The sequence below is a fragment of the Brevibacterium ravenspurgense genome, from assembly GCF_001584615.1.
GTDB lineage: Bacteria > Actinomycetota > Actinomycetes > Actinomycetales > Brevibacteriaceae > Brevibacterium > Brevibacterium ravenspurgense.
This window is the reverse complement of the sequence record NZ_LQQC01000008.1, coordinates 64403-78539: the sequence shown is the minus strand read 5'-3', so window position 1 is coordinate 78539 and position 14137 is coordinate 64403. Positions and strand designations below refer to the sequence as shown.

Genomic DNA, 14137 nt, shown 5'->3' with positions numbered 1-14137 from the left:
CGCGCCGAAGCAGCCGAAGCACAGGCCCCGCTCGACCTGACAAAAACCCCGTTCCACCTGACAAATCCGCTTCAGCCGATAGTGTGGACTCAAGCAATCAGAGGAGCCACATGATCCGGGCCACCGCTCACGGCAAAGTCAATGCAATGCTCGGCGTCGGCGAGGCTGGCGACGATGGCTACCACGACCTCGTCACCGTCTTCCACGCCCTCAATGTGCGCGAAACCATCGCACTGACAGAAGCCGACGACCCTGCCAACCCGAAGGTGACAGTGGCAGGCCCCTACTCCTCGTCATCCATTCCCTGTGATGACCGGAACCTGGCCCGGAAGGCCGTGAGCGCTCTCGCGCAGGCGACAGATACCCACGTCCCCGTCGACATTGCCATCGACAAGAACGTGCCGGTTGCCGGCGGTATGGGCGGTGGTTCTGCCGACGCCGCAGCAGCGCTCGTGGCCTACGCCGCGTGGATCGGCCTGGACGACCCGCAGCTGCTCCACGACACAGCAGCGACCCTCGGGGCGGACGTCCCGTTTGCGCTCATGGGCGGCACCGCGATCGGCACCGGCCGAGGTGACGAGCTCGCCACCGTCATGTCCGATGCGCAGTTCCACTGGGTGCTGGCAACCTCGGCAAGCGAACTGTCAACCCCGAACGTCTACGGTCGGCTGGACCAGATGCGCGCCGAGGGTCGCGCACCGGGCCCGACTCTCGATGCGGAGGCCGCGGTCGCAGCCTTCGTGTCCGGGGATCCGCACCAGCTGGCCGAGGCACTCCACAACGACCTCGAAGCCGCCGCCTGCGACATGCTTCCCCAGCTGCGCGAGGTGCTGGAAACCGGCCGTGAAGCCGAGGCTCTCGGGGGACTCGTGTCCGGTTCGGGGCCGACGGTTGCATTCCTCGTCGAAGACGACACTCACGCACTCGATCTTGCGGTCATGCTCGAAGCCAGCACGTCCGTGCGCAATGTTGTGCGCACATCGGGCCCTGCACCGGGAGCCCACGTAGTTGAAGACTGAGAGCTGAGGATTACGGCTCGCGTGGGGCTGTGCCTTGCCGCAGACTGTGTCTGCTCGAACACTGAACCTCCCCGCTGAACAAAGCCCGCGACCAATAGACTGAGACGACGGCTGAAACGCCTCAGCCGCTGACTGCAGGAAGGACGCGCCGTGGCACATCTGATCGGAGCCGAAGACATTTCGCTGGACTATCCCACGAAAACCGTTTTCGATTCGCTCACCATCGGAATCCACGAAGGCGACCGCATCGGCATCGTCGGCCGCAACGGCGACGGCAAATCAACGCTCATGGCGCTGCTGACCGGCCAGATGGAACCCGATTCCGGCCGAGTGACTCAGCGCGGCGGTCTGCGCGTGGGAGTCCTCACTCAGACCGACAACCTCAACCCTGATGACACCGTCGGCACAGCAATCGTGGGCGACCGCCCCGAATACGAATGGGCCTCGGACGCCAACATCCGCGACATCATCGCAGGCCTCGTGGGCGACCTTGACTGGGACCGGAAGGTCTCCGCGCTTTCCGGCGGACAGCGCAGGCGCGTAGCGCTCGCTGCACTGTTGGTCGGCGACTGGGATGTTCTGGCACTCGACGAACCGACCAACCACCTCGACGTTGAGGGCATTGCCTGGCTGGCCGGGCACCTCAACAAACGCTGGCCCAAGAACTCAGGCGGACTCATGGTGGTCACCCACGACAGGTGGTTCCTCGATGAGGTCAGCACCGACACGTGGGAAGTCCATGACGGCACGGTCGACCAGTTTGAGGGCGGCTACGCGGCCTATGTCCTGCAGCGGGTCGAACGTGACCGCCTTGCCGCAGCGGCAGAAGCCAAGCGCCAGAACCTCATGCGCAAAGAACTCGCTTGGCTGCGTCGCGGCGCTCCCGCCCGCACCTCCAAGCCGAAGTTCCGCGTTGAGGCAGCCAACCAGCTCATCGCAGACGTTCCGCCGGTGCGCGACTCACTCGAACTCAAACGCCTCGCGGTGTCGCGCCTGGGCAAGGACGTCGTCGACCTTGAAGACGTGGCCTTCGCCTACCCGGACGGCTACGTGCTCACGAATGTCACGTGGCGGATCGCCCCGGGTGAGCGCACCGGAATCCTGGGCCGCAACGGCTCTGGAAAATCAACGCTCCTGGGGCTGATCGCCGGCAGCCTGCAGCCAACCGACGGGCGAATCAAACACGGCAAAACCGTCAAACTCGGCGTGCTCGACCAGCAGTTCTCCCAGCTTGCCGACATCGGCCGCGACCGTGTGCGCGAAGTGCTGGCGCGGACCAAGACGAGCTTCGAAATCGACGGCAAAGACCACACCCCGGCACAGCTACTGGAACGCCTGGGCTTCCAGCGGGCACACCTGTCCTCCTACGTCGAAGATCTCTCCGGCGGACAGAAGAAGCGCCTCCAGCTGCTGCTGTTGCTGCTGGACGAACCCAACGTCATCCTGCTGGACGAACCGACCAACGACGTCGATGCCGACATGCTCGCCGCCATGGAAGACCTCATGGACTCCTGGCCGGGCACGCTCATCGTCGTGTCCCACGACCGCTACCTCATTGAGCGCGTCACCGACCAGCAGTACGCCATCCTCGACGGCACACTGCGCCACGTGCCCGGCGGAATCGACGAATACCTGAAGCTGGCAGCTGAACTTGACGGTTCCGATGACGACGCAAACGGCGGCCGAACTTCCAAGAGCCAGGGGAGCGGCACCTCGGGAGCTTCAGAAAGCAGCGGCCTGACCGGTGCCGAGAGGCACGCCAAGCGCAAAGAAGTCGGCGCGATTGAACGCCGGCTCGAACGGGTCAACGGCGAAATCGAGAAGGTGCTCGAACGGCTCGGCGAACACGACCAGACCGACTTCGAAGGCCTGCAGGCGCTCGGTGAAGAGCTGCGTGGCCACCGCGAAGAAGCCGAACAGCTCGAAGAGCGCTGGCTCGAACTGTCTGACCTGCTCGAAGACAGTTGAACAGGCCGCGGCAGCTGGTCAGCCGCCCCCTGCCAGCCGCCCCGCGGCAGCAGCACCAACCCAACTGAAGCCAACCCCGTGTCAGCCGAAAGTATGACTCCGGTCTAGCCGAAGCACCGATGGAATCGCCCCGTGTTTTCGGTGAACTGGAAGCATGGAACGACACGGCTTTGCAGACAGAATCACATCCAAGAAGGGTTCGTGGCTCACGCTCATCATTGGGCTGGTGGTGATGGGAGTGCTGTTCGGCGTTTTCGGTTCGGCGAAAGCACCCGAAGCCAGCGAACAGGCCCCGCCCGAATCCGAATCCCAACGGGCCCAGGTCCTGCTCGACGAATTTCCCGGCGCGGACGAACAGTCCGTGCTCATTGTGGCCACCGCGCGCGACGGCGGGGAAATCACCGATAGGCAGACGAAAGCGCTGAAAGATCTCGCCGGCACGCTGAACGAAACCACCGCATCCAATGACGGTGAGGCCTCAGACCCTATCCTCAGCGAAGACGGCGAAGCGGCTGTGCTCCTCGTGCCGATCACGACCGGCGAATCCAACACAGCCAACGCCGAAGTCATCGGCGATCTGCGCAGCACAGTCGCCGAACACGGCCCGGCCGACCTCAAACTGGAAGTCACCGGCGGGCCGGCCTTCGGTGCTGACGTCGCTGCCGCCTTCGACGGCGCTGACTTCACGCTGCTGGCGGTGACGATTGCGATCGTCGCCGTTCTGCTGATCGTCACCTACCGTTCGCCGATCCTGTGGCTGGTGCCGCTGATCGCGGTCGGCCTGGCCGATGGTCTTGCGGGCCGTCTCACCGCGGCTGCCGGCCAAGCGTGGAACCTGCAGTTCGATGCCGGCATCATCAGCGTGTTGGTCTTCGGTGCGGGCACGAACTATGCGCTGCTGCTCATTTCGCGCTACCGCGAAGAGCTGCTGCGCCACACCGATCACCGCGCAGCCCTGGCGGTCGCCTGGAAGCACACAGTCGGTGCGATTCTCGCCTCGAACCTCACGGTTGTGCTGTCCCTGCTGACCCTGGTGCTGGCCGTCATTCCCGGCACACACGGCCTGGGCATCACCTCGGCAATCGGTCTGCTGACCGCTCTGGCCGGTGTTCTTCTTCTGCTGCCGCCGATGCTCGCCATCGTCGGACGAGGCGCCTTCTGGCCCTCGATCCCGCGCTCCGGGACCAAGGGGCGCCGGGATGGGGTGTGGCGCCGTGTAGCGACCGCTGTTGTGCGCCGTCCGCTGGTGTCAGCCGGTGCCGGCATCGCCCTGCTGGCCATCATGGCCTCCGGCCTGTTCGGCGTGAAGGTCGGGCTTGACCAGCTGGATCGCTTCCGCGTGCAGTCGGAGTCCGCCGCCGGTCTGGAAACCTTGTCGCAGCATTTCCCGCCGGGGGAGGCTCAGCCGATCCTGATCGTGGCAAACGAAGACAAAGCTGACGACGTCGTAGCAGCGGTGGAAGACCGCGATGGAATCGTCCGCGCCGGTGAAATCGACACGCACAATGGTCTGTCGAAGATCATGGTGACCAGCGACTACAGCCCGAGCACGGATAAGAGCCTCGCCCAGATTGATGAGCTGCGCGAAGCCGTCGGTGCGGTTGGCGGAGCTGATGCCCTCGTCGGCGGACAGGTCGCAGCGGATGTCGATGCGCGTGCGGGCAACGCCCAGGACTTCGCACTGATTGTTCCGCTGATTCTCGGAGTGACGCTCATCGTGCTGTTCTGCGTGGCCCGCTCCGCGCTCGCCCCGTTCGTTCTGTTGGCGATCAACGCCGCCAGTGCGCTCGCCGCGATCGGTGCGGGTTGGGTTCTCAGCCGCGTGGTCCTCGGCAGCGAGGCGCTCGACCTGCAGGTTCCGCTTCTGTCGTTCCTGTTCCTTGTGGCACTCGGCATTGACTACACCATCTTCCTGGTGCACCGCGCCCGCCGCGAGGCCGCTGAGCACGGCACCGCGAAGGGGATGGTCGAAGCGGTCACTCACACCGGTGGGGTCATTACGAGCGCGGGCATTGTCCTCGCCGCTGTTTTCGCCGCTCTTGGCGTGCTGCCGCTGGTCACCCTGGGTCAGCTGGGCCTGATCGTGGGAATCGGCGTGCTGATCGACACGCTGCTGGTGCGCACTGTCATTGTCCCGGCCGTGTTCACCCTGATCGGCGACAAGATCTGGTGGCCCAGCAAACCGCACTCCCAAGCTGCCGAGGTGGAAGCTGCCGCTTGATCCTGTGCCTCCTGGTCCGCTGGGGTAGAGGATAGAACTGGGGTCCGCACCTGTTGGTGCGGACCCCCAGCTGTTGGATGAATATGAGCTGTCGGCTCCTTGGGATTGAGTCCCGGTGCCGGCAGTTGGTCAGAGGATGCGGTCGCGCAGAGATTCGTAGAGGGACCGGTTGGCATCCTCGAGCTTCTGCGTCAGTTCGAGGGCCCCTTCTGTTTTGCCTTCGTCGGCGAAAGCTGCCGCGTAGATTTGACCGACCGAACTGTAGAAGTCTGTAACGAGCTGCGCGGCATCTGACGTGTAGCTGACTGCAATCCGACGCTTGTCGGCCGTGTCGCGTTCGCGCACCAGCAGACGGCGGGAGACCAGACGCTCAAGAATAGAGGTCAGGGTTGAAGCCGAAAGCGCTAGGCGTTCGCTGATGAAGCCGGGAGTGACGGTGGTGCGTTCGTCTGTCGCGTGGATGATCTCGGTCAGGACGGTGAAGTCAACGAGGTTGAGGCCGTGACGACGCGCGAAATGCGCCTGCGCGGTGCGGATGAGATTGGTCTGCGCCATATTGGCGTGAACCAGATGCGCAAGTTCCGCATTGAAGTCAGAGTCCGATGGGAACTGCTCTTTTCCGGCAGTGTCGAACAGGCGGTTAAGGGATTCCGGAAGCATGGGCCGCATCCTAATTGGGGAAGCTCGGTGATTTCTGAAAGCTTGTCCGTCTTTTGGGATTCAAAGAGCCTTGGAATCGGTGTTGATCAGTGAAAACGCCGAGAACTCGGGGGTGCTATTTCGGATAGCGAGATGCGAGTGTGCTGAAGATCACGCCCCGTTGACTCTTGCAATACCGGGCGTGCTGTGTCTCCGGCTAGGTGCTGAGCATCCCCTCACGAAATCCTGGGTGTTCTTCCAGTATTCTTGAAGGCGTAATATCACTGCACGCATCACGCGTGGGCTGTTCAGAAAGCTGTGCTTAGAGAGCTTCGATCGATCCCCCGCACGGTGCGTCGTTCTAAGGAAGTGACTGTGAAGCGCAAATTCCTCGCTCCTGCCGTCGCCGTTTTCGCGACCGCAGCTCTCGCTCTTTCCGCCTGTGGCGAAGCCCCCGAAGGCGGCGCCGACGCCGAGAAGTCGGACTTCAAGGCCTGCATCATCTCTGACGAAGGCGGTTGGGATGACAAGTCGTTCAACCAGTCGTCGAAGGACGGCTTCGACCGCGCCGTGAAGGACTTCGGCCTGCAGGAAGCAGTCGCTGAATCCAAGGACAAGTCGGACTACTCGCAGAACGTCGACACCATGGTGCAGAACGGCTGCAACATCATCTACGGCGTGGGCTTCAACCTCGCTGCTGAGCTCGGCAAGTCGGCCGCACAGAACAGCGACATCGAATACGCGCTCGTCGACTCCTACTTCGCGGACGAAAACGGCGAAACCGTCGAATACGACAACGCCAAGCCGCTGGTGTTCAACACCGCTGAAGCCGCCTACCTCGCCGGCTACGTTGCTGCCGGCACTTCCGAAACCGGCAAGGTCGCAATCTTCGGCGGTATGCAGATTCCTTCCGTGTCGATCTTCATGGACGGCTTTGCTGACGGTGTGGACCGCTACAACAAGGACCACGACGGCAAGGTTGAACTGCTCGGCTGGGACAAGGAGAAGCAGAAGGGCTCGTTCGTCGGAAACTTCTCGGACCAGGGTCAGGGCCAGGCTCTGACCGACCAGTTCATTTCGCAGGGCGCTGACATCGTCATGCCCGTGGCAGGCCCCGTCGGCCTGGGTGCCGCTGAGTCCGCCAAGAAGCACGGCGATGTTTCGCTTGTGTGGGTTGACGCTGACGGCTACGAAACCACCGAATACGGCGACCTCATGCTGACCTCGGTGCTCAAGGAAATGTCGAACGCCGTCTACGACAGCGCCAAGGAAGCCTCCGAAGACAAGTTCACCGGCGAACCCTACGTCGGCGACCTCAAGAACGAAGGCGTGTCGATCGCTCCGTTCCACGACTACGAAGACAAGGTGTCGGACGAAGTCAAGCAGGGTGTCGAAAAGATCAAGCAGGAGATCATCGACGGCAAGACCAAGGTCGAAACCGAGAACGCTCCCAAGTGACCTTGCGCTGAGCGCCGGTCTCTGAAATGAGACACCGGTCCCGGCATGGAAGTGCGACTGCCGCTGTGCAGTTAGAATCTTCCTGCCGGGACCGTGCCTGTCCACACGTATTGAGGAGTAATCAGTGAAACTCACCCTCGAGGGAATCACGAAGAAGTTCGGTGAATTCACCGCCAACGATTCGATTGACCTCGTCGTCGAACCAGGCGAAATCCACGCACTTCTGGGCGAGAACGGTGCGGGCAAATCGACACTCATGAACGTCCTCTACGGACTGTATGAGCCCACGGCCGGCCGCATCCTCATTGACGACGACCCCGTGTCTTTTTCGGGTCCGGGTGACGCTGTCGCGGCAGGCATCGGCATGGTGCACCAGCACTTCATGCTCATTCCCGTCTTCACGGTCGCAGAATCTGTGGCCCTGGGCTACGAGCCCACTAAATCGCTCGGTCTTCTGGACCTCAAGCAGGCCCGGGAGAAAGTCAAAGAGATCTCGGCTCGCTTCGGCTTCGACATCGACCCGGACGCCTACATCGAAGATCTCCCCGTCGGCGCTCAGCAGCGCGTCGAAATCATCAAGGCGCTTTCCCGCGACGCGAAGGTGCTCATCCTCGACGAACCGACAGCGGTGCTGACCCCGCATGAAACCGACGAGCTCATCGAAATCATGCGCCAGCTCAAAGAGCGCGGTACATCGATCGTGTTCATCACCCACAAGCTTCGCGAAGTCCGCGCCGTTGCGGACTCCATCACCGTCATCCGCCGCGGCAAGGTCGTCGGCGAAGTCAGCCCGGAATCTTCGGAGGCGGAGCTTGCGTCGGCCATGGTCGGCCGCGAAGTGAACCTCAAGTCCGCCAAGACTCCCGCCGAACCGGGCGATGTCGCACTCAAGGTCACAGATCTGACGGTGCTGGATAAAAACAACCTTCCCGCGCTCAACAACGTGTCGCTCGAAGTGCGCCGCGGCGAAATCCTGGCGATCGCCGGCGTTGACGGCAACGGCCAGACCGAACTTGCCGAAGCGATCATCGGCCTGGAAACTCCAGCGGCCGGAACGATTGAACTTGACGGCGTCAACCTCGAATCCTCATCGATCAAGGCCAGGCTCAACAAGGGCATCGGCTTTGTTCCCGAAGACCGTTCGACCGACGGCATCGTGGCCGGGTTCTCGATTGAAGAGAACATGATTCTCGACTGGTACGACCAAAAGCCCTACGCCAACGGACTGGCACTCAACCCGGTTGCCATCCGCTCGGCCGCACTGGAAAAGGTCGAACAGTTCGACATCCGCTGCGGATCCGTGCAGGACCAGATATCCACTCTTTCCGGCGGCAACCAGCAGAAAGTTGTTCTGTCCCGTGAAATGGGCCGTGACCTGCGTCTGCTCGTGGCCAGCCAGCCCACCCGCGGTCTGGACGTCGGCTCCATCGAGTTCGTTCACAAGCGGATCATCGAAGAGCGTGACAACGGCACCCCGTGCGTCATCGTGTCAACAGAACTCGACGAAGTGCTCAACCTTGCTGACCGGATCGCCGTGATGTACCGCGGTCAGATCATCGGCACCGTGCCCGGCGGCACATCGCGTGACGTTCTGGGCCTCATGATGGCCGGTGTGCCCGAAGAAGAAGCCAACGCCCGCGTTGCCGACGGTTCGGCTGTGACAGAGGTCGGCCAGGCAGCCCAGGAGGACATCGTATGAATCAGAAGACCACTGCCGGCAGCACTGCCCGGGGCAGTGCGCGTCAGAGCATCATCCGCGGACTGCTGTCGGGCAGCTGGCTGGTGTCGGTCCTGGCGATTGTCATCGCCCTGGTCGCCGGCGCCGTGCTCATCATCCTGGCCGATTCTGACGTTCAGCGGGCAGCCGGCTACATCTTCGCCCGCCCCAGCGACTTCTTCTACTACGCGTTCCACTCGGTTCTCGAAGCCTATTCGGCTCTCTTCCGAGGTGCCGTGTTCGACTGGAACGCGAACTCCTTTGTGCGCTCCGTGCGCCCGCTGACCGAATCGCTGGTGTCGGGAACCCCGCTGATCCTCACCGCGCTCGGCATTGCGTTGGCCTTCCGCTCCGGACTGTTCAACATCGGTGGTCAGGGTCAGGTGATCCTGGGTGCGATCGTCGGCGGTTACCTGGGGTACGCGATGCACCTGCCGGTTGTTCTCCACATGATCGTGGCGCTCGTCGGCGGTATGCTCGCCGGCGCCATCTGGGCATCCATTGCCGGTGTGCTTAAGGCCAAGACCGGCGCGAACGAAGTGATCGTGACGATCATGCTCAACTCGATCGCGCTGTACCTCATGGCCTACCTGCTCAAGCAGGAGTGGTACAAGCACAAAGAAGGGTCGATCCCGCTGACGGCGAACATCGATTCGACCGCGCACTTCTTCAAGATCCTGCCGGATCCGTTCCGCCTGCACATCGGCTTCATCATCGCGATCCTCGCCACTGCCATCATCTGGTGGCTGCTGGAGCGCTCCACCATCGGCTTCGAAATGCGCATGGTCGGACAGAACCCGGCCGCAGCTCGCACCGCGGGCATTTCAGTGTCGAAGGTGACGATCGTCGTCATGGCCATTGCCGGTGCGCTGGCCGGTGCCGGCGGCGCCAACCAGGTGCTGGCAACAGAAGGCAACGTCGGCGGCGGCATCGCCGGAACCATCGGCTTCGACGCCATCACGGTCGCTCTTCTGGGCCGTTCTCGCCCAATCGGCGTGTTCTTCGCCGGCATCCTCTTCGGCGGCTTCAAAGCCGGCGGCTACCTCATGCAGGCCCAGACCGGCACGCCGATTGACATCGTGCTCGTCGTGCAGTCGATCATCGTCCTGCTCATTGCGGCACCCCCGCTGGTCAGGGCCATCTTCCGCCTGCCGGAGCCCATTGAGAAGCGCCGTGAAGACACGAAGTCGAGCGGCACCTCGACAGGTGCAGCGGCGGCAGACTCGGCCGACGCGAAGGCCGAAAGCACAGAAGCGGCAGAGGCCGCACAGACCACAGCAGCCGCTGCTAAGGGCGGGGAGGAACGATGAGCACACAGACCAGCGTTCACAGCACCCAGAAGCTAGCACCGCGGGACTGGAAGTTCCCGGTCGTCTACGGTGTCCTGGCCTTCATCGCCCTGGTGGCCTTCGGCTTCGCTGCCGAAAGCGGCCGCAAGGCCACGTTCCAGCTTGGCCAGCAGGGCGACTTCTTCCACATCCCGAACATCACCGTCGATGCCAAAACCACCGGCATTGTGCTCGGCCTGCTGCTTGTAATCCTGGCCGGAGTGTCGTTCTGGGGTCAGCTCAAGCGCATCACAATCGGCAACTGGCTTCCCGTTGCCGTCGGCGTGCTGTTCGTCATCGCGTTCCTCGCCTGGTCGGGTGCCGGATCCGGCGTGATCCCCGCAACCTCGCTGCTCGCTGGTGCACTCGCCCTGTCGGTTCCGCTGATCTTCGGTGCCATGTGCGGCCTGGTAGGCGAACGTGCCGGCATCATCAACATCGCAATTGAAGGCCAGCTGCTGGCCGGTGCGTTTGTTGCAGCAGTCGTCGCCTCGCTTGTCGGCAACCCCTACGTAGGTCTTATCGCCGCACCGATCGGCGGTGTGCTCGTGGCAATCGTCCTGGTGTTCTTCGCGGTGCGCTACTGGGTCGATCAGATCATCATCGGTGTTGTCCTCAACGTCCTCGTAGTCGGTCTGACCAGCTTCTTCTTTTCGACCGTCCTGTCGGACAATCCGGAACAGTGGAACCGCTCCATGCGCCTTCCGGCGTTGCCCGTGCCCGTGCTGTCGGACATTCCGATCATCGGGCCGGTGCTGTTCAACCAGAACATCCTCGTGTACCTCATGTACATCCTCGTGGCCGTTCTGCAGATCGCGCTGTTCAACTCCAAGTGGGGTCTGCGCCTGCGCGCAATCGGCGAACACCCGCGCGCAGCCGACACCGTCGGCATCAACGTCAACCGCGGCCGCGTGCTCAACACCATCATGGCCGGCGCAATCGCCGGCCTGGGCGGCGCGTTCTTCACCGTCGGCTCGGGCCTGGCATTCGGCAAGGAAATGACCGCCGGACAGGGCTACATCGCCCTGGCAGCCATGATCCTCGGCAAGTGGAACCCGCGCGGTGCGCTCATGGCCGCGCTGCTGTTCGGGTTCGCCAAGAACCTCGGCAATTCGCTGTCGGCCATCGGCTCGCCCATCCCGCCGGACCTGCTGCTCATGCTGCCGTACATCGTCACGATCTTCGCCGTGGCAGGATTCGTCGGCAAAGTCCGCGCACCGGCCGCCGAAGGCATTCCCTACTCCAAGCAGTGATGCACATGCCAGGGCAGGCAAGCGGCACCTCGTCAGAAACCGGCAACAGCCAGCCCGGCACTATGCCGGGCGGTGTGGCTGAACACGTGTGGGAGAACCTGCGCGAACAGGCCCGCCAAGCCATGCAGAACGCCTACGCGCCGTACTCCGACTACCCGGTCGGAGTGGCAGCGCTCGTCGACGACGGCCGCGTGATTACCGGGTGCAATGTCGAGAACGCCTCGTACGGCCTGGGCCTGTGCGCCGAATGCGGACTCGTATCGCAGCTGGCAGCCACCGGGGGAGGGAAGCTCGTGGCGTTCAGCTGCTGTGACGGCGAAGGTAAGAAGCTTGTGCCGTGCGGTCGCTGCCGGCAGCTGCTGTACGAATTCGGCGGCCCTGACCTCCTGCTTGACATGCCCAGCGGCATCCAACCGCTGTCCGTCGTGCTGCCCGAAGCATTCGGGCCCGACCACCTGGAAACGACAACCACCCAACCGCAACCCTGAGGAGCGTGCGACGTGGAAAAGTTCGACGCCGTAGACATCATCATCGCCAAGCGCGACGGCAAATCCCTGACAGACGAACAGATCGACTGGACAATCGACGCCTACACCCGCGGTGTCATCGCTGACGAACAGATGTCGGCTCTCGGCATGGCGATCTTCCTCAACGGCATGGAATCCCGCGAAATCACGCGCTGGACGCAGGCCATGATCAATTCCGGGCAGACGCTGGACTTCTCCAGCCTGTCAGTGCCCACCACGGACAAGCACTCCACCGGCGGTGTGGGCGACAAGATCACGCTGCCGCTGGCCCCGCTGGTTGCAGTGTTCGATGTCGCAGTGCCTCAGCTGTCCGGCCGCGGCCTCGGCCACACCGGCGGCACGCTGGACAAACTCGAAGCGATTCCCGGCTGGCACGGAGCGATTTCCACCGAGGGCATCGTGAAGCAGCTGGACGAGGTCGGCGCCATCATCTGCGAAACCACAGAAGGCCTGGCACCTGCAGACAAGAAGCTGTACGCGCTGCGTGACATCACCGGGATTGTCGACACGATTCCGCTCATTGCATCGTCGATCATGTCCAAGAAGATCGCGGAAGGCACAGAAGCTCTCGTCCTGGACGTCAAAACGGGTTCCGGTGCTTTCATGAAGGACCGCCAGAAAGCCGAAGAGCTTGCCCGCACCATGGTTGAACTCGGCAAGGCTGCCGGCACCGCAACATCCGCGTTCATCACCGACATGGACACTCCGCTGGGGCTCGCCGTTGGCAATGCGATCGAAGTTGAGGAAAGCGTCGAGGTTCTGGCCGGCGGTGGCCCGGCCGACGTCGTTGAACTCACCGTCGCACTGGCACAGGAAATGCTGGCACTCGTCGGCAAGACAGACGTCGACGTTGCCGCAGCCCTCAAGGACGGACGCGCCATGGACAAGTGGCGCCAGATGATCAGCGCACAGGGCGGCGACCCGGACGCGAAGCTGCCGATGGGCCGCGAAAGCCACGTTGTCACGGCTGCCGAATCCGGTGTTCTCACCCGCCTGGACGCTCTTTCGGTCGGCCAGGCATCGTGGCGACTGGGAGCAGGCCGCGCCCGTCCGGGTGACGCTGTCCAGGCAGGTGCGGGCATCCGCCTGCACGCCAAGCCCGGTGACGCCGTCGAAGCCGGCGCGCCGCTCATGACCCTTTACACCGATGAAGCTCAGCGCTTCGACCGAGCCCTCGAAAGCCTTGAGGGGGCAACTGCGATCGCCCCGGCAGGAAGCCCGGAAGCGACAGAGGCTGCCGAATCCACCTCGGCCATCTTCGACCACATCAAGTGAACTCAAGGAGCATTATGAAGAAGACCGACGTCGCAGCGATGATCGACCACACGCTGCTCAAGCCCGAATCCACCCCGGACGACTTTGCCTCGCTCGTTGAGGAAGCCAAGGGCCTCGGCGTGCTTGCCGTGTGCGTGTCGCCGTCGGCTCTGCCGCTGAAGGACACAGGTGACCTTGTGATCGCCACGGTCTGCGGGTTCCCCTCCGGTGCTGTCGCACCCCAGATCAAGGCTGCCGAGGCGGCGCTGGCTGTCGAACAGGGCGCTCAGGAAGTCGACATGGTCATCAACATCGGTGCGGCCAAGGCCGGCCTGTGGGATGACGTGGAAGCTGACATCCGCGGTGTTGTTGAAGCAGTTGCAGATGCCGCCAAGAAGGCCGGGCACGATGCTCTGGTCAAGGTCATCATCGAATCCGCAGCGCTTGAAGACGACGAAATCGTCGCCGCCTGCGAAGCCTCGGTGCGCGCCGGTGCCCACTTCGTGAAGACCTCCACCGGCTTCCACCCGGCTGGCGGAGCTTCGGCACACGCCGTGGCCATCATGCGCAAGACCGTTGGCGACGCCCTGGGCGTTAAAGCCTCCGGCGGCATCCGCTCGGCAGAAGCTGCACGCGAAATGATTGAAGCCGGCGCATCCCGCCTGGGACTGTCCGGTTCCGCCGCAGTGCTGGAAGGCTTCGAAGACTGAGGTTCTGGCTTCGGTTCTAGATTGACTCGGCTGCGGGGTGTTT

General features: G+C 63.1%; 11 protein-coding genes. 10 read left to right on the top strand and 1 reads right to left on the bottom strand.

The annotated features are described in order from the left end of the window. Positions 1–83 precede the first annotated feature (83 nt). From Bravens_RS03490 to Bravens_RS03480, 3 genes are all read left to right on the top strand, one after another. Positions 84–1019: a 4-(cytidine 5'-diphospho)-2-C-methyl-D-erythritol kinase gene (locus Bravens_RS03490; protein WP_256173176.1), complete on the top strand. Its 936-nt coding sequence runs from the start codon at positions 84–86 to the stop codon at positions 1017–1019. Positions 1020–1169: 150 nt separating this feature from the next. Beyond that, positions 1170–2987, top strand: coding sequence for an ABC-F family ATP-binding cassette domain-containing protein (locus Bravens_RS03485; protein ID WP_062020328.1), 1818 nt, complete (start codon positions 1170–1172; stop codon positions 2985–2987). A gap of 154 nt (positions 2988–3141) precedes the next feature. Next, positions 3142–5208, top strand: a complete 2067-nt coding sequence (locus Bravens_RS03480) for an MMPL family transporter (RefSeq protein ID WP_062020326.1) — start codon at positions 3142–3144, stop codon at positions 5206–5208. Between the two features lie 129 nt (positions 5209–5337). Here the strand turns inward: Bravens_RS03480 and Bravens_RS03475 are convergent, their stop codons facing one another. Beyond that, complete coding sequence (locus tag Bravens_RS03475) at positions 5338–5868, bottom strand: MarR family winged helix-turn-helix transcriptional regulator (RefSeq protein ID WP_062020324.1); 531 nt, start codon at positions 5866–5868, stop codon at positions 5338–5340. Positions 5869–6222: 354 nt separating this feature from the next. Between Bravens_RS03475 and Bravens_RS03470 the strand changes: the two genes are divergently transcribed. The 7 genes from Bravens_RS03470 to deoC all read left to right on the top strand — a co-directional run bounded on the left by Bravens_RS03470 (position 6223) and on the right by deoC (position 14094). Further along, complete coding sequence (locus Bravens_RS03470) at positions 6223–7305, top strand: BMP family lipoprotein (protein ID WP_062020322.1); 1083 nt, start codon at positions 6223–6225, stop codon at positions 7303–7305. A gap of 124 nt (positions 7306–7429) precedes the next feature. Continuing rightward, positions 7430–9004: an ABC transporter ATP-binding protein gene (locus tag Bravens_RS03465; protein ID WP_062020320.1), complete on the top strand. Its 1575-nt coding sequence runs from the start codon at positions 7430–7432 to the stop codon at positions 9002–9004. After that, complete coding sequence (locus tag Bravens_RS03460) at positions 9001–10332, top strand: ABC transporter permease (protein ID WP_062020318.1); 1332 nt, start codon at positions 9001–9003, stop codon at positions 10330–10332. Before Bravens_RS03465 ends, Bravens_RS03460 begins: the two co-directional genes overlap by 4 nt. Next, positions 10329–11603 (top strand): ABC transporter permease, encoded by a 1275-nt coding sequence (locus tag Bravens_RS03455; RefSeq protein WP_062020316.1) that lies wholly within the window; start codon positions 10329–10331, stop codon positions 11601–11603. The genes Bravens_RS03460 and Bravens_RS03455 overlap by 4 nt, the downstream gene beginning before the upstream one ends. 62 nt (positions 11604–11665) lie before the next feature. Further along, positions 11666–12091: a cytidine deaminase gene (locus Bravens_RS03450; RefSeq protein ID WP_062020577.1), complete on the top strand. Its 426-nt coding sequence runs from the start codon at positions 11666–11668 to the stop codon at positions 12089–12091. Between the two features lie 12 nt (positions 12092–12103). Further along, the gene (locus Bravens_RS03445) at positions 12104–13405 is read left to right on the top strand and encodes a thymidine phosphorylase (protein ID WP_062020313.1); all 1302 of its coding nucleotides are present in this window, start codon (positions 12104–12106) and stop codon (positions 13403–13405) included. Between the two features lie 14 nt (positions 13406–13419). After that, a complete protein-coding gene (gene deoC / locus Bravens_RS03440) occupies positions 13420–14094 on the top strand; it encodes a deoxyribose-phosphate aldolase (protein ID WP_062020312.1) in 675 nt (224 codons plus the stop codon). Positions 14095–14137 lie beyond the last annotated feature (43 nt).